Raw genomic sequence first — 26,238 nt, forward strand, 5'->3', positions numbered from 1 at the left:
AGCAGGGGACGTTTTACCGTCCCCGGCAGGGTGAAGTCGCTACCCTGCGATTTGCCTGGCCAGTTCTGCCAAATCGAAATGATTCATACGATCCAAAGTCGTTAAATAATCGGCGGGAAAAGCCTCCACGCCATGGAATGCGCCGGAAATCGCCCCAACCATGGTGGCGACAGTATCAGTATCATTGCCGATATTAACGCCGGAGATAATAGCATCTACGGCAGAATTCGGACAACACGCGAACAGGCCAAAGGCCGCCGGCACCGCTTCACTCACGTGCAGTCCGGAGCCAATAATATCAGCAAGTTCCACCACCGCCGTTTCCCAATGGCGATGACGTTTACCGATATCCACGGCCAGCTCAATGCGTCGGGCAACGGAAGGACCTGCCACCATCATCGCACCTTGCTCCTGCGCCAGCAGATAGCCTCTTTGCGCACCGTAAATACCGGCGGCAATAATGCTGTCTGCGTTGGTCTGCGCTCTTAACGCCTCGCTGGTTGCCGCCGCCATCGCCGCTGCGCCGGACATCGCCAGCACGTTATTATGGGTAAAGCGGCAAATCTGCAGCGCGCAGTCAATCGCCGCGTCAATATCACCCGGATGCAGCACCGCCGCTGGCCAAATCTTCATGGCGGCGCCGTTCGTTGCCTCCGCGTTACCCTTATTAATAATCTGTACCGACTGTTTCTCGCCTTCCAGCTCACCCTGTAAAGAGGCACGGTTATCATTGAATATTGCCTTCATTGCCGCACGCGTCGTCGGGCCGGTAAAGTTGGCGTAGTACGGGTAATCCAGCCACTGCTGAAAAGCCTCGCGCATCGCCTCGTCGCTGACCTGGCGTTGATGGCGCAGCAGCGCGTCCATAATGTACTTCGCCTGAATAAAATCATCCGTGCACATCCCTGCTTCGTTGCAGCGGCCAAACGTGTCCGCAGGCGGTTTTTGAAAGGTCGTCACCCAGCCGCCAAAATAGTCTTTTATTTGCTGCTGGGTGCGTACTTCCGTCGCGGCTCCCATCGCGTCCGCGGCGGCGGCACCCACCAGGCATCCCAGTATTTTGTTTTGATCAACGTGCATGATGACTCCTTATTTCACGGTCATGGCTTGTGCCAGCGAATGGCTGGACAGAAAAGTGTTTAGCTGGTCGGGAAACGGTAAAGCGGTCATTGCGCCCTTTGCCGTTACCGCCATGGCGCCGCAGGCATTGGCATTGCTGATGGCCTCCGCCAGCAGGGCATGGTTCCAGCAATTTGCGCGGGAAAGGGTGAACAGCAGGCCGCCGACAAAAGCATCGCCTGCCCCGGTGGTATCGACGACATCGACGCGCGGTGCGGGAAAATGGAACTCCCCCTCGGCGGTAATCAACAGCGCGCCATCGGCCCCCAGCGAAATGATGGTGGTGTCGCAGCCCAGATCGCGTAGGTAATAACGCGCATCCTGCCAGTGGCTGGCCCCGCTGAGCTGGCACAGCTCATCTGCCGAGACTTTGCAGATAGAAGCCAGCGCGGCGGAGCGGGCGATCAGTTCAGGGATTTCATCAGTATTCCCCCACATTTTGCTGCGCAGATTGACGTCAAACAGTACGTAACCACCCGCTTCACGCATTCTTCTCGCTCCCTCAAGGCACGCCTCGCGAGCGGGCCTGTCGGTGAGGCCAATTGAACTGAAGTAAAACCATTCGTGCTGCCTGAACGGCGGCAGGTCCTGCGGCGAAACGTAGGTATCAGCCCCCGGATGCACCAGATAGGTAAAGCTGCGCTCCCCATCAGCCGTCAGGTTGACGATCAGCACCGCGCTGGTCAGGGCCGGATCCATGCGTAGAAAAGAGACATCCACACCGTTATCCTGAAAAACCTGGCGCAGGAAACGGCCGGCGTCATCGTCGCCAAGACAGCCAATAAAACCGCACTCTCCGCCCAGCCTGGCAACGCATACCCCCACATTCGCCGACGCTCCGCCGGGGCATTTCAGATAGCTGTTCTGTTTTTCCGGCACCAGATCAACGGAAGCATCGCCGATAACCCAAACCTTATTCATGGCCTTCATTTGCGCCTCCTTATGCCTGTTTCTGCGCCAGGGCAAGCTGAATATCACGATAATATTCGTTGTTAATCAGATACTTTTTCATAAGCAGTCCAACCGCAAGGTGGAACAGAGCAGGAATGAGCGTCATCATCAGCGCAATACCGGTGAGCGAACGTGCGGTCTGTTCAACATCGGCCTGATAGCCAAAGTGGCTCAGCAGGAATCCGAGTATCCCGCCCGCGATCCCCATCCCAAACTTCTGGAAGAAGAGGATGCCGCCAAACGCCAACCCGGAAACGCGCAGGCCGGTTTTCTTTTCTCCGTAATCCACCGCTTCGGCGATAGAGGACCAGAACACCGGCATTTGCATATCGCAGAAGAAATTAATAAGAAAATAGAACGCAAACGCCAGGACAAGATTTTCACGCCCGACGGAGAAATACATCAGCGCGCTCAGGACAAAGGTAATAATCTGGGTGTAGCGGAACATCTTAATTTTGTCCCAGAACTTGGTTATCCAGGTGGTGGCGATCATCGCTAAAATTGAAGCGATGACGCCGGTAGTCAGGAAGGGTGAAATCAGGCTATCTCCGCCGTTCAGATAATACTTAGCGTAATAAGCGGCAACGGAACCGCGAATAACATAACCGCACATCAGCAGCAGAATAACAACGCCGAGAATAATCCACTGATCGTTACGTAACAGATATTTAAACTGTTTCCCCACCGATAGCGAGGTAATTTCCGGCTCGCTGCGTTCACGCGTGGTAAGAAAACAGAAGATAAACAGCAGGGCGCCCATCGCCCCCATCAGCCCCATCGAAAACTGGTAACCCAGCGCCTTGTTGCCCTGCCCCAGCCAGACGGCAAGCATCGGTACGACGATAGTCACCAGGAAAGCGGCAATCTTGGTCATCACAAAACGATAACCGTTGGCGCTTAACCGTTCGACGGGGTCGCTGGTAATCACGCCAATCATCGAAATATAGGGAATGGTGATCGCGGTATAGACCAGGGTCATAAGAATATAGGTGCCATAGGCCCATGCCAGTTTGGCCATATAAGCCATATCAGGCGTAATAAACATCAAATAAACGGCGAAGCCAAAAGGAATGGCAAACCACAGCAGCCACGGGCGGTAACGCCCCCAGCGCGTGTTCAGTTTATCGGTCAGAACCCCCATGGCCGGATCGATAATGGCATCAATCATCCGCACAACCACAAACAGTACGCCAACATCAGCGGCGCTCAGGCCGTAGATATCGGTATAGAAATAGGCGAGGAGCAGCTGCATGGCGATAATCACAACGTTTATCGCCATATCTCCCGCGCCGAAGCCGATTTTTTCCACGATAGAAAGTTTCATGTTGATATTCCTTTACGCTTAACAGCGCAAATCTGGTGAACAATTAATGATGTCACTACATGAAATAAAAACGTTTTTATATAAGCCATCCACCAGACAATCCATGGAGGCTATGAAGAGAGTGTAACTAACCACAAAAAGATATAAAGGCATACCTTTATATCTTTTGATCGGTTTCACATATTTTTATAGACACGATCTTACCCCAGTTTTAAACCGGGATAAGAATCAATAAGATAATGAGCAGGGGGTGGAACGAAAATCAGCGGGAAGACAAAATGGCGCAACTATGGTCCTGAATCTCTTCCGCCGATGCGCGGTTGAAGGTCAGTAAATTACGCTCGGTCGCCAGCAGGACAAAAGAGCCATCGCTTTGGCGTACCACCGCCAGCCCATAGCGTCCCATATGATCGCGCGCTTCCGGCACCTCTTCCGCCAGCATCATAAACGGACTACGCTGCGCCAGTTCGCTCTCGGTTACCCGGCGCGCCAGGTATTCATGCCCCATCAGGCCGCCCGGCAGCGGAAGCCAGCGAGTGCTGATACGCGTGAGATCGTTATCCAGTTGTTCCCGAACGTCAGGACGGATGCAAGAAATATGGATATGCAAATGGTCCTGTGAACGACCAAGCCGCGAATTAATCGCCAGCGAGACCGCGCTATCCGGAATATCATGCCCGTATTTTTTACTCATATAGCCGCGAGCCTGCCAGGCCAGCCAGAAAAAGTTGGGCGTAGCGGGTTCCAGCAATAGCGGGCTTTCTGTACCGTTGATACGGTAGGTGGGCATCAATAAATATTGCAATGGACCGTGACGATCTTTAAAGACGACATAGCCGGCGCGAGGTTTGACTTCCGCGCAAGGCGCTGGATTTTGATGCTGTAACTGATCGGGCAGGCATTGTTCAAGCACGATTTCCCGTAATGCATCAGGATTGCCGGAAAATTTCCAGTAACCGACGCCCGCCGCGGCAACAATCACTATCACCGCCAGTAAAAAGTAACCTGTTTTTTTCATGTTATGCGTTCCCTGTGACCCATAGACGGGGAAGAGTAACGCAAAATTGTGGCAAAGAAAAAACCCGGTAACATAATACGTTACCGGGTTTATAAACGGTTTAGCGTTTGCTGATTTGGTCGAACGTACCACCATTAGCGAAGTGATCTTTTTGCGCCTTCGCCCAGCCGCCAAACACCTCGTCAATGGTGAAAAGCTTCAGCTTCGGAAACGCATCGTCGTATTTTTTCACCACGTCAGCATCGCGCGGACGGTAGAAGTTTTTCGCTGCTATCTCCTGCCCTTCCGGCGAGTAGAGATACTTGAGATACGCTTCCGCTACCGCTTTGGTGTCTTTCTTTTCCACCACTTTGTCGACCACGGAAACGGTCGGCTCTGCGAGAATAGATTCACTCGGGGTCACTATCTCGAATTTATCTTTACCCAGTTCATTCGTCGCCAGTAGCGCTTCGTTTTCCCAGGCGATCAGCACATCACCGATACCGCGTTCAACGAAAGTATTGGTTGAGCCACGCGCACCGGAGTCCAGCACTTCAACGTTTTTAAACAGGGCTTTGACAAAGTCCTGCGCTTTGGCCTGATCGTTATTGTTGTGGTGCAGGGCGTAGCCCCATGCTGCCAGATAGTTCCAGCGTGCGCCGCCGGAGCTTTTCGGGTTTGGCGTAATCACCGACACACCGGGTTTAATCAGATCGTTCCAGTCATGAATTTGTTTTGGATTGCCTTTGCGGACCAGGAAAACGATGGTGGAGGTGTAAGGTGCTGAGTTATCCGGCAGACGCTTGATCCAGTTTTTATCGATACGACCACGTTCAGCAATAGCGTCCACATCGTAAGCCAGCGCCAGCGTCACGACATCGGCTTCAATGCCGTTAATGACGGAAGTCGCCTGTTTACCCGAACCGCCGTGCGATTGGCGGATCACGACGTTGTCGCCGGTTTCCTGCTTCCAGTGCGCGCTAAACGCTTTGTTGTACTGCTCGTACAGCTCACGCGTTGGATCATACGATACGTTAAGTAACTGAATATCCTTTGCCAGAATGCTGGTTGACGCCAGCAATAATGTGAATCCCACGCCCCACTTTTTCATCGCCCGACTCGCTTATGTTGTGTTGTGATGAGCAAAGCGTGCCAGAAAGAGATCCAAACATTAAAGAATAAAAAAAGATTGGCTATAACTTCGAGGAATAAATCTGAGGGATTACCGGATGGCGGCTAGCGCCTAATCCGGCCTACACGTTTCTGCAACCTGTAGGCCGGATTAGCGTAGCGCCATCAGGCGCGCAAAAACAATCAGTACAGTTTTTTCGCGCACTCCATCCAGTCGCTTTTGAACGGACGCTTCATGTTTTCAATCGCATCGATGATGTCATGATGAACAAGCTGCTCGTTCTGGATACCGACACAACGACCGCCATGGCCTTCCAGCAGCAGGTCAATAGCATACGCGCCCATACGGGAAGCCAGAATGCGATCGTAAGGTACCGGGGAACCACCGCGCTGAATGTGGCCGAGCACCGTCGCACGCGTTTCACGGCCCGTTTCTTTTTCAATAAAGTGCGCCAGTTCGTCAACATCGCACATATGCTCAGTAATAGCGACGATAGCGTGTTTTTTCCCTTTCGCGATCCCGGCTTTGATTTCCGCCACCAGATCTTCGCGATTAAATTCAACTTCCGGCACCACGATAAACTCACAGCCGCCAGCAATAGCCGCCGCCAACGTCAGGTCGCCGCAATAACGGCCCATCACCTCAACGATAGAGATACGCTGGTGAGAAGAGGAGGTGTCACGCAGACGGTCAATCGCTTCCACTACAGTGCCGAGAGCAGTGAAGTAGCCGATAGTGTAGTCGGTGCCTTTGATGTCGTTATCGATAGTGCCTGGCAGACCGATGCACGGGAAGCCCATTTCAGTCAGACGTTTTGCACCCATATAAGAACCGTCGCCGCCAATAACTACCAGCGCATCGATACCGCGTTTTTTCAGGTTTTCGATCGCGACAGCGCGAATATTTTCGTCACGGAATTCCGGGAAACGGGCGGAACCGAGGAAAGTACCGCCACGGTTGATCATGTCAGATACGCTGTAACGGTCAAGCTGAACCATACGATCTTCATACAGGCCCAGATAGCCGTCATAAATGCCCATGACTTCCAGCCCTTCCGTCAACGCTGCGCGCACAACACCGCGGATTGCCGCGTTCATGCCCGGCGCATCACCGCCGCTTGTCAACACACCGATTTTCTTAATCATGACTACCTCTGAACTTTGGAATGCAAAATGAAATCTATTGCCGGAAGCCGATTTCGCACTTCGAAACGATCCAACGAATATACAGATAGTATAACAATCCCTTCCTGCTGAATTGATTCAGGTCAGGCCAAATGGCGGTAATTTATACACAAAATGCTGGCCTGGCTCACTTTTTAACAATCAATTATACAAGCTCGAACTTCTTGCCTTCCGTGGGGACGACTGAACAGGGATCCTGATGAATAATGACATCTGAACCCGGAAAACGCCGCAAAATCGCCTGCTCTACCTGTTCAGCCACTAAATGCGCCTGAACGAGCGGCAGATTATCTTCCATTTCCAAATGAATCTGAATAAAGCGGGTCGGCCCTGACTGCCGCGTGCGGAGATCGTGCGCGCCGCTGACTCCCGGCCATGACGTCACGATATCAATAATTTCCTGTCGTTCCGCATCGGGCAGCGCGCGATCCAATAATGACTGCACCGCCTCATACCCCATACGCAACGCGCTATACAAAATATAGATGCCGATACCTAACGCAAACAGAGCATCCGCACGATGCCAACCGTACCAGGATAATCCAAGCGCGATAAGAATCGCTCCGTTCATCATAACATCAGACTGATAATGAAGCATATCCGCCCGTACCGCCTGACTTTGGGTCTTGCGTACCACCCAGCGCTGAAACGTGACCAGTATAATAGTGCATATCAGAGCGATGACGGTAACGCCAATCCCCACGCCGGGGTCGTTCATTGGCGTCGGCTTAATCAGATTCTGGATACTGGTCAAAAACAGAAACAACGCCGAACCGGAAATAAACATACTTTGCGCCAGTGCCGCCAGCGACTCCGCTTTACCGTGACCAAACGTATGTTCATCATCTGCGGGTTGCAGCGAATAACGCACGACCAACAAATTCGTCAATGACGCGGCAATATCCACCAGCGAGTCCACCAACGCCGCCAGAATACTCACCGATCCCGTATACCACCACGCAAAAATTTTGATCAAAAGTAACGCTGATGCCATCGCTGTTGCCGCGATAGCCGCCCGGCTAACCAGCCGTCCATAGGTTTGATTCATAAATACTCCCGCTATCTTCTGCCGGTAGTATAACGGATGGTTTAAAACAGTAAGCTAATAACAGAATGACAAACTGGAGATAAAAAAAACCCCCACATCATGTGGGGGAAGACAGGGATGGTGTCTATGGCAAGGAAAACAGGGTTGTTACTGGGAACGTGAGTTGCTACTACTCAATAATTTCAACGATGAACTTTTTTGCCATTGCGCCACGTCGCGCAGTTGCTCCATTCGTTGCTGATGCTTTTCATTCAAAACCGCTTGCTGCTCCGGCGTTAACAGGCGATACATCTGGTTACGCACGCGGGCCATTTCGACCTGGCGGGCAACCTGCTCTTGCGCCATTTTTTCTGCCTGAGCGCGCACAGCGCTTTCATCAAATTTTTCTGCGGTGACAAGCCGATGCATTGTCTCCATTTCGCTAACATTAACAGGAGGCTGTTCGTGCCTTGCCTGTTGCATAAGATCTCGCATCTGCTGACGCTGATGTTCGGTTAAACTTATGCCGTCAAACATATGATTTTGCGCGCTACGCTGCGTGGCCCCGTCACCGGGGTGCCAGTTATCGCTTGTAACAACTTCAGCTGCGTGGCTTAAAAAACTGAATGCCAGCGTTGAGGCCATAACAGCAGCGGTAACTTTGCGCATCGCTTGCTCCCAAAATCTTTTCTGTCGCGATTCAACGAGAGACAGTTTACGATTCGGGCTGCAAACATGCGTCAGGGGGTGTAAAACAACGTAAAGTCATGGATTAGCGACGCCTGATGACGTAATTTCTGCCTCGGAGGTACGTAAACAATGAATAAAATCCTGTTAGTTGATGATGACCGAGAGCTGACTTCCCTGTTAAAAGAGCTCCTCGAAATGGAAGGTTTTAATGTCCTGGTGGCCCACGACGGCGAGCAGGCGCTTGAGCTTTTGGATGACAGCATCGATTTACTTTTGCTTGACGTCATGATGCCGAAGAAAAACGGTATCGATACGTTGAAAGCGCTTCGCCAGACACACCAGACGCCTGTCATTATGCTGACCGCGCGCGGCAGCGAGCTGGATCGCGTTCTCGGCCTTGAGCTGGGCGCGGACGACTATTTGCCCAAACCGTTTAACGACCGCGAGCTGGTAGCGCGCATCAGGGCTATTTTGCGCCGTTCCCACTGGAGCGAACAGCAGCAGAGCAGCGACAACGGCTCGCCGACGCTGGAAGTCGATGCGCTAAGCCTTAATCCGGGCCGCCAGGAAGCCAGTTTCGATGGCCAAACGCTGGAGCTGACCGGTACGGAGTTCACCCTGCTCTATTTGCTGGCGCAACACCTCGGCCAGGTGGTTTCCCGTGAACATTTAAGTCAGGAAGTGCTGGGCAAGCGCCTGACGCCGTTCGATCGCGCTATTGATATGCATATTTCTAACCTGCGCCGCAAACTGCCGGAACGCAAAGACGGTCACCCGTGGTTTAAAACATTGCGTGGTCGCGGCTATCTGATGGTTTCCGCTTCATGATAGGAAGTTTAACCGCGCGCATCTTCGCCATCTTCTGGTTGACGCTGGCGCTGGTGCTAATGCTGGTCCTGATGTTGCCCAAGCTCGATTCACGCCAGATGACCGAGCTGCTGGACAGCGAGCAGCGCCAGGGATTGATGATAGAGCAACATGTAGAAGCTGAACTTGCGAACGATCCACCCAACGACCTGATGTGGTGGCGTCGCCTGTTCCGCGCGATCGATAAGTGGGCGCCGCCTGGACAGCGGTTATTACTGGTGACCTCTGAAGGACGCGTGATCGGCGCTGAACGCAGCGAAATGCAGATCATTCGTAACTTCATTGGTCAGGCGGATAACGCCGATCATCCGCAGAAGAAAAAATATGGCCGCGTAGAGATGGTGGGGCCGTTCTCCGTTCGCGACGGAGAGGATAATTACCAGCTTTACCTGATTCGACCGGCCAGCAGTTCGCAATCCGATTTTATTAATCTGCTGTTTGACCGCCCGCTTCTGTTGCTCATTGTCACGATGCTGGTCAGTTCGCCGCTCTTGCTATGGCTGGCATGGAGTCTGGCGAAACCGGCGCGTAAGTTGAAAAACGCGGCTGATGAAGTGGCGCAAGGCAACCTGCGTCAGCATCCGGAACTGGAGGCGGGTCCGCAGGAGTTCCTCGCCGCTGGCGCCAGTTTTAACCAGATGGTGACGGCGCTGGAACGGATGATGACCTCGCAGCAGCGTTTGCTGTCAGACATCTCCCATGAGCTGCGAACGCCCCTTACGCGCCTGCAACTGGGTACCGCGCTGCTGCGTCGTCGTGGCGGCGAAAGCAAAGAGCTGGAGCGTATTGAAACCGAAGCGCAGCGTCTGGACAGCATGATCAATGACCTGCTGGTGATGTCGCGTAACCAACAGAAAAACGCGCTGGTCAGCGAAACGATGAAAGCCAATCAGCTATGGGGCGAAGTGCTGGATAACGCCGCCTTTGAAGCCGAACAGATGGGCAAGTCGTTAACGGTAAATTATCCGCCGGGGCCGTGGCCGCTCTATGGCAACCCAAACGCGCTGGAAAGCGCGCTGGAAAATATTGTTCGTAATGCGCTGCGCTATTCACATACGAAGATTGAAGTCGGCTTCTCGGTGGATAAAGACGGTATTACGATCACGGTCGATGACGACGGGCCGGGCGTCAGCCCTGAAGACCGTGAGCAGATCTTCCGTCCGTTCTATCGCACTGATGAGGCGCGCGACCGCGAGTCTGGCGGCACCGGGCTGGGGCTGGCGATTGTTGAAAGCGCCATGCAGCAGCACCGCGGCTGGGTGAAGGCTGACGATAGCCCACTGGGTGGGTTGCGGCTCACGCTGTGGCTACCGCTGTACAAGCGAACCTAAAAACCATCGGCCTGCGAATGCAGGCCGATTTTTTATCTCGCCATCAAGATTTAACGGGAAATGTCTGGCGCTAAAATCCACTCGGCGCTGTCATTCCACACGTCCATCCGGGTAATTTTGCCATCGCGCACTTCGAAGCGGTCGATAAAGCGGTTATCGGCAAACGGGCGACCGTCGGGCCATTCGCCATACAACGTACCGTTGGAATAAATCACAACGTAATCATCATGCTGCACCGCATCAAACTCGCCCAGCGCCTTCTTCACCCACTTGTAGCGAGCGCCGTTAAACTGCGCGATATCTGCCGCGCCCGCCATCGCCCGGCCTCCGGTGAAGGTAATTTTCACCTCCGGGTGCATATACGTTGCGGCGCGTTCAGCATCAGGAATCATCGAGGCCACCAAAAATTCTTTTACGATCGCCACCGCATTTTCAGCTTCAGTCATAACCCTTCCTTTCATTTTGGCGGAGTTTTATCACCCCACAGCCGTCTGGCGCTATCTTCAATTTTGCCGCTCAAACGACGCTTCTGCATGGTGCGGCTCCAGCTCGCCGACAGCCCGGCGGCGCTCAGCAGCCGATGATATTGTTCGTCATCAAACGGCATAGACCAGGCGATAACACCCGCTTCATGAACCGAGACATCGCTCAGACGCGACGCCAGTTCCAGCGGCGCATCGCTGGAGACTTTACCTGGCGCAATGACCCGATACAGCCAGCCGGTTTTTCCGCTGTTCTGCATAAGGAGGGCCATGTCGCTGATGGAAAAGTAGAAATTAAGTTTAAAGCATGGAGAGCGCGGCTGAGTGACCTGGATCAACGCCTCGCCCCAGCGGTAGATATCGCCAATAAACACGTTGTGTTCGGTCATTCCGTTCGTCGACAGATTCTCGCCAAACGCCGGGGCGCAAAACAGCGTCGCCTGCTCGGGGAACTGGCGAATCCAATCAGCATAGTGTTCGCGGGGGTAATGGCATAGCGCGCGGTCGGGGCCGCCATGGATTTTCTTTTCGGCCTGCTGATCGCCTGCCAGACCCAGCTCGGTCAGCATAAGTTCGCCGTCGATTTGCACCTTGGCGATAGCGCTCGGGCGGCTGCCGTCATAGTCACGAATTTTGCCAATAAACACGTCAACCGGATAATGCATCTGCTGCTCCTTACGCGGATACAAAAAAAGCGAGTCATCAGACTCGCTTCTACAGACGTGCAATGCAAATTATTTTTTAGCGGCGAAACGCGCTGCTGCTTCGTCCCAGTTCACCACGTTCCAGAACTCTTTGATGTAGTCCGGGCGGCGGTTCTGGAATTTCAGGTAGTAAGCGTGTTCCCACACGTCCAGACCCAGGATCGGGAAGCCGGAAGCGCCGGAAATGGCTTCACCCATCAGCGGGGAATCCTGGTTTGCGGTAGAAACCACAGCCAGTTTGTCGCCTTTCAGCACCAGCCACGCCCAGCCGGAGCCGAAACGGGTTGCTGCTGCTTTTTCGAATTCAGCTTTGAAGTTGTCAACGGAACCGAAGTCACGCTCGATAGCCGCTTTCAGGTCGCCCTGCAGAGTGGTGCCTTTTTTCAGCCCTTTCCAGAACAGGCTGTGGTTAGCGTGGCCGCCGGCGTTGTTACGCAGCACGGTTTTTTTGTCCGCTGGCACCTGGTCCAGTTTAGTAATCAGTTCTTCAACCGGCAGGTCAGCAAACTCAGGCAGGTTTTCCAGCGCCGCGTTAGCGTTGTTGACATAGGTTTGATGGTGTTTGGTGTGGTGAATCTCCATCGTCTGCTTATCGAAGTGCGGTTCCAGTGCATCATAAGCGTACGGCAGGGATGGCAGTGTATAACTCATAATCATCTCCATTATTGTCGAGCGGCACAGTGTTAACGCCGCGTAAGCAGTTGGTTCATTATAGTTAATTAAATGATATTGAAAATGATTATCAATGCCGTACTTTTTCCAGGGTTATAAACGTTACGGCATCCGCTGAAAAAAACCGTTTTTTACGCCTCCAACCGAAACCGCCTGTTGATGAATTCCTGGAAATCATGAAATGTGAAACAGGGTTTCAAAATCTTTCTTTTGGTGCCAAATTTTGTCATCGGTGGCAAAATCAAGAAGGTTATAATTTCATCATGCAATTACATTCCCGGTAAATTATTACAATTGCGAGGGAATTATGAAGCAACCTGGTTTTATACGTCTGGCTACGTTGGCCTTACTCTCTACACTCTCTTTCTTCTCCCACGGCGAAACCATTTTGCGCCTGGCCTACGCTGAAAATAGCCAGCCGGTAAAAGATGCGTTGCACTTCCTGGGGCAGCAAGTTGAAGAGAAAACGGGCGGCGATATCAAAGTACAGTACTTCCCGGACGGACAGCTTGGCGGCGAGCGCGAACTGGTGGAGTTGACGCAGGTCGGCGTCGTCGACATCACTAAAGTGTCGTCCGGGCTGATGGAGAGTTTTTCGCCTGAGTACGGCGTGTTCTCACTTCCCTACCTGTTTGCCAACGTCGAGGAATACTACCGCGTAATGGATAACCCACAGGTGATGGAGCCTGTCTATCAGTCCACCGCCGCGCAGGGGTTTGTCGGCGTAGGCTGGTATGATTCCGGCGCGCGTAATTTTTATATGAGCAAAGCGCCGGTTAAACGCATTGAGGATTTACGCGGGAAGAAGATCCGCGTCATGCAGAGTGAGACGGCGATCCAAACTCTCAAACTGCTGGGCGCTTCGCCTATCGCCATGAGCCAGGCGGAGGTCTATACCTCGTTACAACAAGGCATACTCGACGGCGCGGAAAACAATGAGTTCGCTCTCACCATCGCCCGCCACGGTGAAGTCGCCCGTTATTACACCTACGATATGCACACCCGCATTCCCGATATCCTGTTAATGAGTACCCTCACGCTGGAAAAGCTGACGCCGGAACAGCAGCGCATCGTCGAAGCCGCCATCAAGGCGTCGATCGAATTTGAGAAAGCCGCATGGGACAAGGAAATAGAGAAAACCAGGCTGGCGGCGGTAAAAGATTTCAACGTTGAATTCTACGAGATCGACAAAAAGCCCTTCCAGAAGGCAGTACAGCCTATTTACGACGGTCTGAAAAACAAGCCGCGGCTTTACGGGCTGTATCAACGTATCCAGACAGCAAAAAATTAATCTAATCAGGAAATTAAGATGAACACATTCAGAAAAGGACTTGATTTATTGCTGGGCGCTATCTGTTGCCTGGTGCTGGCGATAATGGTTGGCATCGCCTGCTGGCAGGTGGTGAGCCGCTACATTCTGGGCGTTCCCAGCACCCTTACCGAAGAGATGCTGCGATTTCTCCTGGTGTGGGTATCAATGCTGGGCATGGCTTTTGTCGCCGGTCAAAAACAGCATATCAGCCTGACTCTCTTACTGGATAAGGTGTCGCCGACGATTCGCGGCTGGTGGGATATTATTCTGCAGGTCATTTTTATCGCGTTTTCCATTTGGGTATTGATTATCGGCGGCTTAAAGATTTCTGCGATTTCTATGCTGCAAATCTCCCCTGCGCTGGGCATTCCGATGGGGAAAATTTATTACGCGCTCCCCTGCGCGGGCGTACTGATCATCCTCTATGGGCTGCTGAATATCGTTGACGCCCTGAAAGCTATCCATTCCGCCACGGATACCACTGAGCACACTCTGGAGAAATCACATGATTGACCCTATTTTTGCGTCCTGTACGCTAATTGCCGTCTTTGTTGTTTTACTGGCCATGGGCGCGCCTATCGGGATCTGCATCGTCATCGCCTCTTTCAGCACCATGATGCTGGTACTGCCTTTCGATATTTCGATGTTCGCCACCGCGCAAAAAATGTTCTCCAGCCTGGACAGTTTTGCCTTGCTGGCCGTGCCGTTCTTCGTTTTGTCCGGGGTGATCATGAATAGCGGGGGAATTGCCGCCCGGCTGGTCAATTTTGCCAAACTGTTTACTGGCAAACTGCCCGGCTCGCTCTCTTACACCAACATCGTCGGCAATATGATGTTTGGTGCAATTTCCGGATCGGCAATTGCCGCCTCAACCTCCATCGGCGGCGTGATGGTGCCGATGAGCGCGCGCGAAGGTTACGATCGCGGCTTTGCGGCCGCGGTGAATATCGCCTCCGCGCCGACGGGAATGTTAATTCCGCCCACCACGGCTTTTATCCTTTATGCGCTGGCAAGCGGGGGAACATCGATTGCCGCTCTGTTCGCCGGCGGTCTGGTTGCGGGTGTGCTGTGGGGCGTTGGCTGTATGCTGGTCACGCTGGTGGTCGCTAAGCGTCGAAATTATCGGGTTTTCTTCACCGTCCAAAAAGGCATGGCGCTAAAAGTTGCCGTTGAGGCCATTCCCAGCCTGCTGCTGATCGTGATTATTGTCGGCGGCATTGTGCAGGGGATTTTCACCGCCATTGAAGCCTCCGCGATTGCCGTGGTGTATACGTTATTGCTGACGATGGTGTTTTACCGCACGCTGAAAATTAAGGATTTGCCTTCGATTTTGCTCCAGACAGTGGTAATGACCGGGGTCATCATGTTCCTGCTGGCAACCTCTTCGGCGATGTCCTTCTCGATGTCGATCACCAATATTCCTGCGGCGCTGAGCGATATGATCCTCGGTATTTCCGCCAATAAACTGGTTATCCTGTTAGTCATTACCGTCTTTTTGTTGATTATCGGCGCATTTATGGATATCGGTCCGGCCATTCTGATTTTTACCCCGATTCTGCTGCCGATCATGGCTAAACTGGGCGTCGATCCGGTGCATTTCGGCATTATCATGATCTATAACCTGGCGATTGGCACTATTACGCCGCCAGTTGGCAGTGGTTTATATGTCGGGGCGAGCGTCGGTAAGGTCAAAGTTGAGGAAGTGATTAAACCGTTGCTGCCTTTTTACGGCGCGATTATCGGCGTTCTGTTATTAATTACCTACATTCCGGAAATCACACTGTTCTTACCCCGTCTACTGGGCATCATGTAAGCGCATAGTTTCCTGCACATCTCGTTGCCGGATGGCGATTCGCGTCTTATCCGGCCAACGCACGATAATAATTATCCGCAGGTCATCACCAGGTAAAAAAAACCGGCTACCTATAAAGTAGCCGGAAAAGGGAATAAATAATAAACAGGGAGAATGATTAGAATGTGTAGCCTATACCCACGCGGAAACGGGTTTGTCTTTCATCGCTGTTGCTATTGACGGAAACATTACCTACCTCAACGAATGGCGACCATTGGTCAATAATATAGGCAGTTCTGAAGTTATATTCATAATTATCTTTGCCGCCATCGTAAAGATCATATTTATCGGCTTTCTTATAAATTCCTTCGATTGTCCAGTCAAAATTGTTCCATTTATAACCCGCCCAGACATCCATACGATTGATGGTATCATCATCACGGATATCAGAAGAACGGCGTACATATTCAAAACGATAGCGCGCGCCAACCCACCAGCTTTCATTTAATGTCCACGTCGCGCGGAAGTAAGGCTTATAGGTAGAGTAACCGTTGCCTGTTTCCAGCACAAAACCCGGTTGCCAGGCGACATCACCGGTTTTAAATTGGTAGCTTATCGTATATTCGTTGCCCTGTGTTTCCAGGTCATTAAACGCTTTATTGGTGTCATCCCCGCCTGATTTTGAGATAGCTTCTATCGCAAAACCAACACCATTCGCAAACCGATGAGAAATATACGCACGGTCATAGTTAGCTTTACTATCATCAAGATATTCATGACGAACATCGACATATACTGCATGCGCATTTGTTACAACAAGAGGTAATAGTAAGAAAAGAGATTTTCTCATAATAGAATCCATTTAATTTAAAATTAAAACGTTGTTTTATGTCAGGCCGTTACAACCATAATACGCAATGTGAATGGCGACAATATAGGCAAAGATCTTTAATTTAAAATTGGGATAATGTTCAAAAAGCAAAATAAAATAAATGAAATTTATATTCGCCATATAACATAAAAATCAAAACACCATCAACAAAGCCAATATAGGGATTTCCCTATATTTATATTTCATTGATTCCTAACGTTAATTTCAATATATTTAAATTGTAAATACAAATAAAACAACTAAATAATTACTGTATAACTACCCTTTTATCAAACGGTAAGTCAGACTATTCCCATTATGTGATCTCACGCAGTGTTTTCTTTGCATTGTTGCCAGCTAAGTCGTTTCGTGTCGTTATGATGAAGGTATTTTAGAAAACCAATATTACCCACTGATTTAAATAACATCCAGACGGTCATGATGAGCTCCGACTTTTTTAAAACGTGAAGTTAATCACTTCATTAACGTGCTGATTGCCAGAATACACCCAACGGCGGCAATCGTTATAAGGTTACCAGGCTGCGTAATTTTTAAACTCATGCAAACGGAAGGGGTATCCCGTCCATAAAAAATAATGAGGAACATGTCATGAGTAACGCGATTACGATGGGTATTTTCTGGCATTTGATAGGGGCGGCCAGTGCAGCCTGCTTCTATGCTCCGTTCAAGCAAGTGAAACAGTGGTCATGGGAAACCATGTGGTCAGTGGGCGGCATCGTCTCCTGGCTTATTCTGCCGTGGACAATTAGCGCTCTGTTACTGCCTGATTTCTGGGCCTATTATGGACAGTTTAACCTCTCCACCCTTTTACCGGTTTTTCTGTTCGGCGCCATGTGGGGCATCGGCAATATTAACTACGGTCTGACCATGCGTTATCTCGGGATGTCGATGGGTATCGGCATCGCTATCGGCATTACGCTTATCGTCGGCACGCTGATGACGCCTATCATCAACGGTAACTTCGATGTGTTAATCCATACCGAAGGGGGACGCATGACGCTACTTGGCGTTTTTGTCGCGCTGATCGGCGTCGGGATTGTGACGCGCGCCGGACAGTTAAAAGAACGCAAAATGGGCATTAAAGCGGAGGAGTTCAATCTGAAGAAAGGGCTTCTGCTGGCAGTGATGTGCGGTATTTTCTCGGCGGGGATGTCTTTTGCCATGAACGCCGCGAAACCGATGCATGAAGCTGCTGCCGCGCTTGGCGTTGACCCGCTCTATGTCGCGCTGCCGAGTTACGTGGTGATTATGGGCGGCGGCGCGCTTGTGAACCTCGGTTTCTGTTTTATCCGCCTGGCAAAAGTGCAAAATCTGTCGATAAAAGCCGACTTCTCGCTGGCAAGACCGTTGATTATCAGCAATATTCTGCTGTCCGCGCTTGGCGGTCTGATGTGGTATTTACAGTTCTTTTTTTATGCCTGGGGTCACGCGCGCATTCCCGCGCAATATGACTACATGAGCTGGATGCTGCACATGAGCTTCTATGTGCTGTGCGGGGGGCTTGTCGGTCTGGTGCTAAAAGAGTGGAAAAATGCTGGCCGCCGTCCCGTTGCCGTATTAAGCCTCGGCTGCGTGGTAATTATTATCGCGGCGAATATTGTCGGTTTAGGCATGGCCAGTTAATCGCTTTGATTACTGAGATGACGCCATTGGCTCGGCGTCATCCCGGTTTCCCGCGTGAACACCACTGAAAAATAATTACTATCTTCAAAGCCGCACTGCATCGAAATCTCGCTAATCATCAGCGGGCTATGCTGAAGCAGATACTGCGCGTGGCAAATACGGACCTGGCGTAAATATTGATTAATCGTCATCCCGGTTTGGGCGCGAAACTGCTGCCGCAGCACCCGTTCGCTGCATTGTTCCTGCTGGCAAAACGCATCCAGCGCAAAGGGACGCTCAAGGCTATTAGCCAAAGCGGTAATTAATTTATCCAACAGGGTTTCTCTGGAAGTTGCCGGAAGATCGTCGGTCGCGTAGCGATGCCGTTTTAACGTCATCACCAGTTGACCAAACAGCAATTCCGCCATCTCATTCGCCAGCGGATCGCGCCCATTACTCTCATGTTCAAGCTGGTTAATGACCTGCCGCGCCTGATTCATTCCCATACTGCCCAGCCGCCAGTGAGGATGCCACTGCGCTCCCTGAAAGCCGGGAATCATCGCCTGCCAGTTTACATTGAGTTTCAAACGCTCCGGGCAGTAAATGATATTTTGCAGCACCAGATCGTTAACGGAGGTATAGGAGTGTTTGTCTTCAGCACGAATGTAAAACAGATCGCCGCGGGTAATTCTGTATGGGCGCTCATTAAGAACGTGTAGGCCATTGCCCCGCCAGACCATCACCAGTTCACAAAACTCATGCGTATGTTCCGCAAAAACATCCTGTGGATAGCGATCGGCAACCGTAACGGCCTGCTGCTCATCAGTAAAAAAATCTTTTTTCAAAAGGATTAACTGATTTGCCACCGCAGCACCTCATGTTGAATGCTTGCCGGATGGCGCTACGCTTATTCTGTCTACCGCTCGCCGCCGTAGGCCAGGTAAGGCGCAGCCGCCATCCGGTATTAAAGGGTATAATTATCAGCATATTGGCGACGAAAACGTTGATAGCGTTCGCGTTACTGGATTATCGCATCGCGTCCCTGACGGATATCCCGCGGCGACCAGTTAAATTCTCGGCGAAACAGAGTCGAAAAGTGGTTACTGTCGCCAAAACCGCAGCGGTACGCGATTTCTGTCACGCTATGATCGCTATGGCGTAATAAATGCCGGGCTTTGATCAAACGCAGGCGATTAAGGTAACGTTGCGGCGTCAGCCCGGTATGCTGTTTAAGCTGACGATGCAGCGTGCGTAGCGACAGCGAAAACTGTTCAGCTACCGCCTCCCAGCAGACCTCCTCCGCAAAATGGTCTTCCAGCCATGCCATCAGTTGGTTGAGTTTGGCGTCGTTATTGGTTGCGCCTTCCATCAGGCTACTGCGGCGCAACAACACCAGTAGTTGCATAAACAAAATTTCGCGATTCGCCACGGCAGGCGCATCCATGCTGTCTCCGGCGCGCTCCATCAGACCGACCAACTGGCGCACCTGCTGCAACACACTCTGATTCACCCGCCAGTGCGAAGGATAGTAACCATCCTGCTCCTGCGGCAGCAATTGATCCAGCCCCGCCAGGAATTGGAAAGCGTCCGGCGAACGCCACAGTACATTCGTCAGGCATAGGTTGTCGGTATGTTCATATAAATGCCGGTCGTGATCGCGAACAAAACACACGGTACCGCCGCTGATGGTATACGGCTGCCCGTTGAATACATGAATGCCCGTACCGTGTTCCACAATCACGATTTCATGAAAATCATGATGATGTTCAGGGAAAGCGGCTTGCGGCAGACGGGGTTCAATCGCCACGGGCGCTTTACCTGATGGAAAAAAATCCACGCTATGCAGTACGGTCATGGTTGCTTCCTCCTGAATTCAACATGTCCGAATAGTAATTAAGGGCTATCGGCCTCACCTTAAATTTTTGACGCTAAAGCGCGCAAACATGGTCTTTTTTTCAAGAAAAGGCGGGAAAAAGCGGGAAATGCGGACGACATCACACCGGCCTATTAGTAGAAACTGTGAACGCTATCACGTTCATCTTTGCCTTGTTGCCAGCGGCTCATTTTCCTGTCAGTAACGAGAAGGTAGGTCTTTGAGGGCTTTTTTAGACTGTGCGCAATGACTCTAAGAAGGACCTGATTATGACTTTTCGCCATTGTGTCGCGGTTGATCTCGGCGCATCCAGCGGGCGCGTGATGCTGGCGCGTTACGACAGCAAACACCGTACCCTGACGCTACGTGAAATTCACCGTTTTGTGAACTGCCTACAAAAAACAGACGGGTTTGACACCTGGGACATCGACAGTCTGGAAAAGGATATCCGTCTTGGTCTGAAGAAAGTCTGCAATGAAGGCATTCTTATCGACAGCATCGGCATCGACACCTGGGGCGTCGATTATGTCCTGCTGGATAAACAAGGTCAGCGTGTCGGCCTGCCGGTCTCCTACCGCGATAACCGTACCACGGGCATCATGCCGCAAGCGCTGGTCCAGATCGGCAAAAGCGAAATCTATCGCCGCAGCGGGATTCAGTTTCTGCCGTTTAACACCATCTATCAGCTACGCGCGCTGACGAAACAACAGCCTGAGTTAACGGCGCAGGTCGCTCATGCGCTGCTGATGCCCGATTATTTCAGCTACCGCCTGACCGGTGAAATGAACTGGGAATACACCAACGCCACGACCACCCAATTGGTCAATATCAATACCGATGACTGGGACGATACCCTGCTGGCGTGGACCGGCGCGAAAAAGAGCTGGTTCGGTCGCCCCTCGCACCCTGGCAATGTTATCGGCGACTGGATTTGCCCGCAGGGCAACCGTATTCCGGTGGTAGCCGTCGCCAGCCACGATACCGCCAGCGCCGTTATTGCCTCTCCGCTGGCAAATAAACATAGCGCTTACCTGTCTTCAGGCACCTGGTCGTTGATGGGTTTTGAAAGCAAAATGCCCTACACCACTGACGAGGCGCTGGCTGCCAATATCACCAACGAAGGCGGCGCGGAAGGGCGTTATCGGGTACTGAAAAACATTATGGGTTTGTGGCTGCTCCAGCGTGTGCTGAAAGAACGGCGCATTACCGATCTGCCTGCGCTTATCGCCCAAACAGAAGCGCTGCCGGCCTGCCGTTTCCTGATTAACCCGAATGACGATCGCTTTATCAATCCTGACGATATGCGCGCTGAAATCCAGGCAGCCTGTCGCGAGACCGACCAGCCCGTTCCCGTCAGCGATGCCGAACTGGCGCGCTGCATTTTCGACAGTCTGGCGCTGTTGTATGCCGACATTCTGCACGAACTGGCAAATCTGCGCGGCGAAAAATTTACCCAACTGCATATTGTCGGCGGCGGATGCCAAAACGCGCTACTTAACCAGTTGTGCGCCGATGCATGTGGTATTCGCGTGATGGCCGGGCCGGTTGAAGCCTCCACCCTTGGCAATATTGGTATTCAGCTTATGACCCTCGACGAATTAAACAACGTCGATGACTTCCGTCAGGTCGTCAGCGCTAACTACGACCTGACAACCTATATCCCTAATCCTGATAGTGAAATTGCCCGCCACGTTGCGCAGTTTCAACCCAAACGACAGACAAAGGAGCTTTGCGCATGACCACTCAACTGGAACAAGCCTGGGAACTGGCAAAACAACGTTTCGCCGCAGTAGGTATTGATGTCGAGGAGGCGCTGCGCCAGCTCGATCGCCTGCCGGTTTCCATGCACTGCTGGCAGGGCGACGATGTTGCCGGATTCGAGAACCCGGAAGGTTCGTTGACGGGCGGAATTCAGTCAACCGGCAACTATCCGGGCAAAGCGCGTAACGCCACCGAACTGCGCGCCGATCTGGAGCAGGCGCTGCGTCTGATCCCTGGCCCAAAACGGCTGAACCTGCACGCCATTTATCTTGAGTCGGATACGCCGGTTGCTCGCGACCAGATCAAACCGGAGCATTTTAAAAACTGGGTGGAGTGGGCGAAAGCGAACCGGCTGGGGCTGGATTTCAACCCCACCTGTTTTTCTCATCCACTGAGCGCTGACGGTTTTACCCTCTCTCATCCCGACGCGAAAATTCGCCAGTTCTGGATCGATCACTGCAAGGCCAGCCGCCGCGTCTCGGCATACTTTGGTGAGCAGCTCGGTACGCCGTCGGTGATGAACATCTGGATCCCGGACGGCATGAAAGACATTACCGTCGACCGTTTAGCTCCGCGCCAGCGCCTGCTGGAAGCGCTGGATGAGGTCATTAGCGAGAAATTCGACCCGGCGCACCACATCGACGCCGTCGAAAGCAAACTGTTTGGCATCGGCGCGGAAAGCTACACCGTCGGCTCCAATGAGTTCTACATGGGCTACGCCACCAGCCGTCAGACCGCGCTGTGCCTGGATGCGGGCCACTTCCATCCCACTGAAGTGATTTCCGACAAAATTTCCGCCGCCATGCTCTACGTGCCACGGCTGCTGCTGCACGTCAGCCGCCCGGTACGCTGGGATAGCGACCACGTGGTACTCCTGGACGATGAAACTCAGGCGATTGCCAGCGAGATCGTCCGTCATAACCTGTTCGACCGTGTGCATATCGGTCTGGATTTCTTCGACGCCTCTATCAACCGTGTAGCCGCGTGGGTTATCGGTACCCGCAACATGAAAAAAGCGCTGCTGCGCGCTCTGCTGGAACCCACAGATCAACTGCGTCAGCTTGAGGCCAGCGGCGATTACACCGCGCGTCTGGCGCTGCTGGAAGAGCAGAAATCTCTGCCGTGGCAGGCCGTCTGGGAAATGTATTGCCAGCGTCACGACACGCCGACTGGCAGCCAGTGGCTGGACAGCGTTCGCACCTACGAAAAAGAGATCCTGAGCAAACGTAGCTGACAGCGACACCTGATCTGTAGGCCGGATAAGACGCCCGCGTCGCCATCCGGCAATAAATGAAACACGATTGCCGGATGGCGCTGCGCTTATCCGGCCTACGTAAGACCCGAATAACCTTCGGGCAATAAATGGGAACACGAACATGCAAAATATTACCGATTCCTGGTTTGTCCAGGGCATGATTAAAGCCACGTCTGATGCGTGGCTGAAAGGGTGGGACGAACGTAATGGCGGTAACCTGACGCTACGTCTGGATGAAGCCGACATCGCGCCTTTTGCGGCTAATTTCCACGAAAAACCGCGCTATATCGCGCTAAGTCAACCCATGCCGATGCTGGCGAATACGCCGTTTATCGTTACCGGTTCCGGCAAATTCTTCCGCAACGTTCAGCTCGATCCGGCAGCCAATTTAGGCGTGGTCAAAATCGACAGCGACGGCGCAGGCTACCACATTCTGTGGGGCTTAACCCACGACGCGGTCCCCACCTCTGAACTCCCGGCGCATTTCCTCTCCCACTGCGAACGCATCAAAGCCACCCACGGCAAAGACCGCGTCATTATGCATTGCCATGCGACTAACCTGATCGCCCTCACCTACGTACTGGAAAACAACACTGCGCTGATCACCCGCAAACTGTGGGAAGGCAGCACCGAATGCCTGGTGGTATTCCCGGACGGTGTCGGCATTCTGCCGTGGATGGTGCCAGGCACCGATGAAATCGGCCAGGCCACCGCGCAAGAGATGCAGAAACATTCGCTGGTGCTGTGGCCGTTCCACGGCGTGTTCGGAAGCGGACCTACGCTGGATGAAACCTTCGGTTTGATAGATACCGCAGAGAAATCCGCTGAGGTATTAGTCAAAATCTATTCGATGGGCGGTATGAAGCAGACCATCACGCGCGAAGAACTGGTCGCCCTCGGCAAACGTTTTGGCGTGACACCGCTGGCCAGCGCCGTAGCGCTGTACTGATACCTCCCAACTCAACGCCGGATGCAGCTTGCCTTATCCGGCCTACAGGTCGGTGCGCATTTTACCGTAGGCCCGATAAGCGTAGCGCCATCGGGCAACAGGGAATCTTTTTAAGGAGAATAGTGATGAGCTTTATGTTGGCACTGCCAAAAATTAGCCTGCATGGCGCTGGAGCGATTGCCGATATGGTGAACCTCGTGGCGAATAAGCAATGGGGCAAAGCGCTGATCGTTACCGATGGTCAACTGGTAAAGCTGGGCCTGCTGGATAGCCTGTTTAGCGCACTGGATGAACATCAAATGTCTTACCACCTGTTTGATGAGGTGTTCCCAAACCCGACAGAAGAGCTGGTGCAGAAAGGTTTTGCGGCGTATCAGAGCGCAGAATGTGACTACATTATCGCCTTCGGCGGCGGCAGCCCGATCGATACCGCTAAAGCGGTGAAAATTCTGACCGCCAACCCAGGTCCATCTACCGCCTACTCCGGCGTCGGCAAAGTGAAAAACGCCGGCGTACCGCTGGTAGCGATTAACACTACGGCAGGTACCGCGGCCGAGATGACCAGCAACGCGGTGATTATCGACTCTGCCCGTAAGGTCAAAGAGGTGATCATCGACCCGAATATCATCCCGGATATTGCCGTGGATGACGCCAGCGTTATGCTGGAAATCCCGGCGTCTGTGACCGCCGCAACCGGCATGGATGCCCTGACCCATGCGGTGGAAGCCTATGTCTCCGTTGGCGCGCATCCGCTCACCGACGCTAACGCGCTGGAAGCGATTCGCTTAATCAATGTGTGGCTACCGAAAGCGGTTGACGATGGTCATAACCTCGAAGCCCGTGAGCAAATGGCATTCGGCCAGTACCTGGCGGGTATGGCGTTCAACAGCGCCGGTTTGGGGCTGGTTCACGCGCTGGCGCACCAGCCGGGCGCAACCCACAACCTGCCGCACGGCGTCTGCAACGCTATCCTGCTGCCAATTGTCGAGAACTTTAACCGTCCGAACGCCGTCGCGCGTTTTGCCCGCATCGCACAGGCGATGGGCGTGGAGACGCGCGGTATGTCTGACGAAGCCGCAAGTCAGGAAGCGATTAACGCTATCCGTACGCTGAGCAAACGCGTCGGCATTCCAGACGGTTTCAGCACGTTGGGCGTCACAAAAGAAGATATCGAAGGCTGGCTGGATAAAGCCCTCGCCGACCCGTGCGCGCCGTGTAACCCGCGCACCGCCAGCCGCGATGAAGTTCGCGAGCTGTACCTGGAGGCGTTATGATCCGCAAAGCCTTTGTGATGCAGGTAAATGCCGACGCGCACGAGGAGTATCAGCGTCGTCATAACCCAATCTGGCCGGAGCTGGAAGCCGTATTAAAATCTCACGGCGCGCATCACTACGCGATTTATCTCGATCAGGAGCGCAATCTGCTGTTCGCCACCATTGAGATTGAATCCGAGGAGCGCTGGAACGCCGTGGCCAGCACCGACGTTTGCCAGCGTTGGTGGAAACATATGCGTGACGTTATGCCCGCGAATCCGGATAACAGCCCGGTCAGCGCAGAGCTAAAAGAGGTGTTCTATCTGCAGTAAGTCGTGTGCCCGGTGGCGCAAGCTTACCGGGCCTACGGTTTTATTTTTTGTCGGCCGGATAAGGCGGTTACGCCGCCATCCGGCAATTTCAATTCTGCTCCGCTACCAGGATAGCCTGAGTATCCGGTTCCAGCGCTTTAAAGATATGCGCCTGGTCGCCGGGATAACAAATGTAATCGCCCTCCGCCAGCTCTTCCGGCGCCTCGGTTAAGCCGACGAGGGCTTTTCCCTGCGTAACAATAATATGTTCCACCGACCCCGGCGGATGCGGGTGAGAGATCCGGTCGGCCCCCGGCTGCGTCAACAGCAGATAGATATCACGCCGCGCGCCGGGTGGACACGCCGCCAGTAATATCGCCTGATAATGCGCCTGCTCCGCCACGACTTTGGTGCCTTCTCCGCGGCGAATCACTTGCGTTTTTTGTACCTGCGGCTCCAGCAGCCTGGCAAAGGGAATGTCGAGCGCGACGCATAGCGACCATAACGTCTCCAGGCTGGGGTTGCCGTTCCCTGCTTCCAGTTGTGAAAGCGTAGATTTAGCGATGCCTGCGCGCCGCGCAATCTCCGCCAGCGACAGTCCGGTTCGCTGGCGTTCGCGCACCAGGCTTCTGGCAATGACGCTAATAGGTTGTGTCATAAAGCATCCAACGTTCACTATAACGAACGAAATGTTCGTCTTGTAAAGCAAATCTGTTCCGTTCATTATAATGAAAATTCGTTCGATATGACTAAAGAAG

General features: G+C 52.7%; 26 protein-coding genes. 11 read left to right on the plus strand and 15 right to left on the minus strand.

The window, feature by feature from the left end; genetic code table 11:
• Window positions 1-39 precede the first annotated feature (39 nt).
• The 8 genes from OLG56_RS21000 to cpxP form a co-directional block, all read right to left on the minus strand.
• The gene (locus OLG56_RS21000) at window positions 40-1,080 is read right to left on the minus strand and encodes an ADP-ribosylglycohydrolase family protein (protein WP_000557882.1); all 1,041 of its coding nucleotides are present in this window, start codon (window positions 1,078-1,080) and stop codon (window positions 40-42) included.
• A gap of 9 nt (window positions 1,081-1,089) precedes the next feature.
• A complete protein-coding gene (locus tag OLG56_RS21005) occupies window positions 1,090-2,049 on the minus strand; it encodes an aminoimidazole riboside kinase (protein ID WP_023217248.1) in 960 nt (319 codons plus the stop codon).
• Window positions 2,050-2,059: 10 nt separating this feature from the next.
• Window positions 2,060-3,394: an MFS transporter gene (locus OLG56_RS21010; RefSeq protein ID WP_001636335.1), complete on the minus strand. Its 1,335-nt coding sequence runs from the start codon at window positions 3,392-3,394 to the stop codon at window positions 2,060-2,062.
• 262 nt (window positions 3,395-3,656) lie between these two features.
• Window positions 3,657-4,412, minus strand: coding sequence for a CDP-diacylglycerol diphosphatase (locus OLG56_RS21015; protein ID WP_023217249.1), 756 nt, complete (start codon window positions 4,410-4,412; stop codon window positions 3,657-3,659).
• A 100-nt stretch (window positions 4,413-4,512) separates the two neighbouring features.
• Window positions 4,513-5,502 (minus strand): sulfate ABC transporter substrate-binding protein, encoded by a 990-nt coding sequence (locus OLG56_RS21020; RefSeq protein ID WP_000758713.1) that lies wholly within the window; start codon window positions 5,500-5,502, stop codon window positions 4,513-4,515.
• 203 nt (window positions 5,503-5,705) lie between these two features.
• Window positions 5,706-6,668 carry a 6-phosphofructokinase gene (gene pfkA, locus OLG56_RS21025; protein WP_000591793.1) on the minus strand — a complete coding sequence of 321 codons (963 nt, stop codon included), beginning with the start codon at window positions 6,666-6,668 and terminating at the stop codon, window positions 5,706-5,708.
• A gap of 184 nt (window positions 6,669-6,852) precedes the next feature.
• On the minus strand, window positions 6,853-7,755 hold the full coding sequence (gene fieF, locus OLG56_RS21030; protein WP_001077322.1) for a CDF family cation-efflux transporter FieF: 903 nt from the start codon (window positions 7,753-7,755) through the stop codon (window positions 6,853-6,855).
• Window positions 7,756-7,902: 147 nt separating this feature from the next.
• Window positions 7,903-8,403 (minus strand): cell-envelope stress modulator CpxP, encoded by a 501-nt coding sequence (cpxP, locus tag OLG56_RS21035; RefSeq protein WP_001233463.1) that lies wholly within the window; start codon window positions 8,401-8,403, stop codon window positions 7,903-7,905.
• Between the two features lie 150 nt (window positions 8,404-8,553).
• Here cpxP and cpxR point away from each other — a divergent pair, with 150 nt between their 5' ends.
• Window positions 8,554-9,252 carry an envelope stress response regulator transcription factor CpxR gene (gene cpxR, locus OLG56_RS21040; protein ID WP_001033731.1) on the plus strand — a complete coding sequence of 233 codons (699 nt, stop codon included), beginning with the start codon at window positions 8,554-8,556 and terminating at the stop codon, window positions 9,250-9,252.
• The gene (gene cpxA / locus OLG56_RS21045; RefSeq protein WP_000580402.1) at window positions 9,249-10,622 is read left to right on the plus strand and encodes an envelope stress sensor histidine kinase CpxA; all 1,374 of its coding nucleotides are present in this window, start codon (window positions 9,249-9,251) and stop codon (window positions 10,620-10,622) included. The genes cpxR and cpxA overlap by 4 nt, the downstream gene beginning before the upstream one ends.
• Window positions 10,623-10,672: 50 nt before the next feature.
• Here the strand turns inward: cpxA and OLG56_RS21050 are convergent, their stop codons facing one another.
• From OLG56_RS21050 to sodA, 3 genes are all read right to left on the minus strand, one after another.
• A complete protein-coding gene (locus OLG56_RS21050; protein WP_000133441.1) occupies window positions 10,673-11,068 on the minus strand; it encodes a nuclear transport factor 2 family protein in 396 nt (131 codons plus the stop codon).
• 11 nt (window positions 11,069-11,079) lie between these two features.
• The gene (yiiM, locus tag OLG56_RS21055; RefSeq protein ID WP_031602029.1) at window positions 11,080-11,769 is read right to left on the minus strand and encodes a 6-hydroxyaminopurine reductase; all 690 of its coding nucleotides are present in this window, start codon (window positions 11,767-11,769) and stop codon (window positions 11,080-11,082) included.
• A 69-nt stretch (window positions 11,770-11,838) separates the two neighbouring features.
• Entirely contained in the window at window positions 11,839-12,459 is a 621-nt protein-coding gene (gene sodA, locus OLG56_RS21060) for a superoxide dismutase [Mn] (RefSeq protein WP_000122632.1), read from the minus strand.
• Between the two features lie 328 nt (window positions 12,460-12,787).
• On the opposite strand from sodA, the gene OLG56_RS21065 reads away from it, so the two are divergent.
• From OLG56_RS21065 to OLG56_RS21075, 3 genes are read left to right on the plus strand one after another with little or no spacing between them, the layout of a single operon-like run.
• Window positions 12,788-13,771 carry a TRAP transporter substrate-binding protein gene (locus OLG56_RS21065; protein ID WP_001661631.1) on the plus strand — a complete coding sequence of 328 codons (984 nt, stop codon included), beginning with the start codon at window positions 12,788-12,790 and terminating at the stop codon, window positions 13,769-13,771.
• An 18-nt stretch (window positions 13,772-13,789) separates the two neighbouring features.
• Window positions 13,790-14,305 carry a TRAP transporter small permease gene (locus OLG56_RS21070; protein ID WP_001091413.1) on the plus strand — a complete coding sequence of 172 codons (516 nt, stop codon included), beginning with the start codon at window positions 13,790-13,792 and terminating at the stop codon, window positions 14,303-14,305.
• A complete protein-coding gene (locus OLG56_RS21075; protein ID WP_000566800.1) occupies window positions 14,298-15,605 on the plus strand; it encodes a TRAP transporter large permease in 1,308 nt (435 codons plus the stop codon). The genes OLG56_RS21070 and OLG56_RS21075 overlap by 8 nt, the downstream gene beginning before the upstream one ends.
• 157 nt (window positions 15,606-15,762) lie before the next feature.
• On the opposite strand, the gene OLG56_RS21080 is transcribed toward OLG56_RS21075, so the two are convergent.
• On the minus strand, window positions 15,763-16,446 hold the full coding sequence (locus OLG56_RS21080; protein ID WP_072274997.1) for an oligogalacturonate-specific porin KdgM family protein: 684 nt from the start codon (window positions 16,444-16,446) through the stop codon (window positions 15,763-15,765).
• Window positions 16,447-17,064: 618 nt separating this feature from the next.
• Here OLG56_RS21080 and rhaT point away from each other — a divergent pair.
• Window positions 17,065-18,099, plus strand: a complete 1,035-nt coding sequence (rhaT, locus tag OLG56_RS21085; protein WP_000063541.1) for an L-rhamnose/proton symporter RhaT — start codon at window positions 17,065-17,067, stop codon at window positions 18,097-18,099.
• Here the strand turns inward: rhaT and rhaR are convergent.
• Together rhaR and rhaS are read right to left on the minus strand one after the other, a co-directional pair.
• A complete protein-coding gene (rhaR, locus tag OLG56_RS21090; RefSeq protein WP_000013292.1) occupies window positions 18,096-18,944 on the minus strand; it encodes an HTH-type transcriptional activator RhaR in 849 nt (282 codons plus the stop codon). The genes rhaT and rhaR overlap by 4 nt on opposite strands.
• A gap of 152 nt (window positions 18,945-19,096) precedes the next feature.
• A complete protein-coding gene (rhaS, locus tag OLG56_RS21095) occupies window positions 19,097-19,933 on the minus strand; it encodes an HTH-type transcriptional activator RhaS (protein WP_001636299.1) in 837 nt (278 codons plus the stop codon).
• A 287-nt stretch (window positions 19,934-20,220) separates the two neighbouring features.
• Between rhaS and rhaB the strand changes: the two genes are divergently transcribed.
• The 5 genes from rhaB to rhaM all read left to right on the plus strand — a co-directional run bounded on the left by rhaB (window position 20,221) and on the right by rhaM (window position 25,501).
• On the plus strand, window positions 20,221-21,690 hold the full coding sequence (gene rhaB / locus OLG56_RS21100) for a rhamnulokinase (protein WP_000143965.1): 1,470 nt from the start codon (window positions 20,221-20,223) through the stop codon (window positions 21,688-21,690).
• The gene (locus tag OLG56_RS21105; RefSeq protein WP_000211472.1) at window positions 21,687-22,946 is read left to right on the plus strand and encodes an L-rhamnose isomerase; all 1,260 of its coding nucleotides are present in this window, start codon (window positions 21,687-21,689) and stop codon (window positions 22,944-22,946) included. The genes rhaB and OLG56_RS21105 overlap by 4 nt, the downstream gene beginning before the upstream one ends.
• 142 nt (window positions 22,947-23,088) lie before the next feature.
• A complete protein-coding gene (rhaD, locus tag OLG56_RS21110) occupies window positions 23,089-23,916 on the plus strand; it encodes a rhamnulose-1-phosphate aldolase (RefSeq protein ID WP_024154911.1) in 828 nt (275 codons plus the stop codon).
• A 125-nt stretch (window positions 23,917-24,041) separates the two neighbouring features.
• Window positions 24,042-25,190, plus strand: coding sequence for a lactaldehyde reductase (gene fucO, locus OLG56_RS21115; protein ID WP_000009252.1), 1,149 nt, complete (start codon window positions 24,042-24,044; stop codon window positions 25,188-25,190).
• Window positions 25,187-25,501, plus strand: coding sequence for an L-rhamnose mutarotase (gene rhaM, locus OLG56_RS21120; protein WP_000619473.1), 315 nt, complete (start codon window positions 25,187-25,189; stop codon window positions 25,499-25,501). Before fucO ends, rhaM begins: the two co-directional genes overlap by 4 nt.
• 88 nt (window positions 25,502-25,589) lie before the next feature.
• Here rhaM and OLG56_RS21125 read toward each other — a convergent pair whose 3' ends face one another.
• Window positions 25,590-26,138, minus strand: a complete 549-nt coding sequence (locus OLG56_RS21125; RefSeq protein WP_001517951.1) for a helix-turn-helix domain-containing protein — start codon at window positions 26,136-26,138, stop codon at window positions 25,590-25,592.
• Window positions 26,139-26,238: the final 100 nt, after the last annotated feature.

The sequence above is a fragment of the Salmonella sp. 2018103 genome (genome assembly GCF_026247685.1).
GTDB lineage: Bacteria > Pseudomonadota > Gammaproteobacteria > Enterobacterales > Enterobacteriaceae > Salmonella > Salmonella enterica.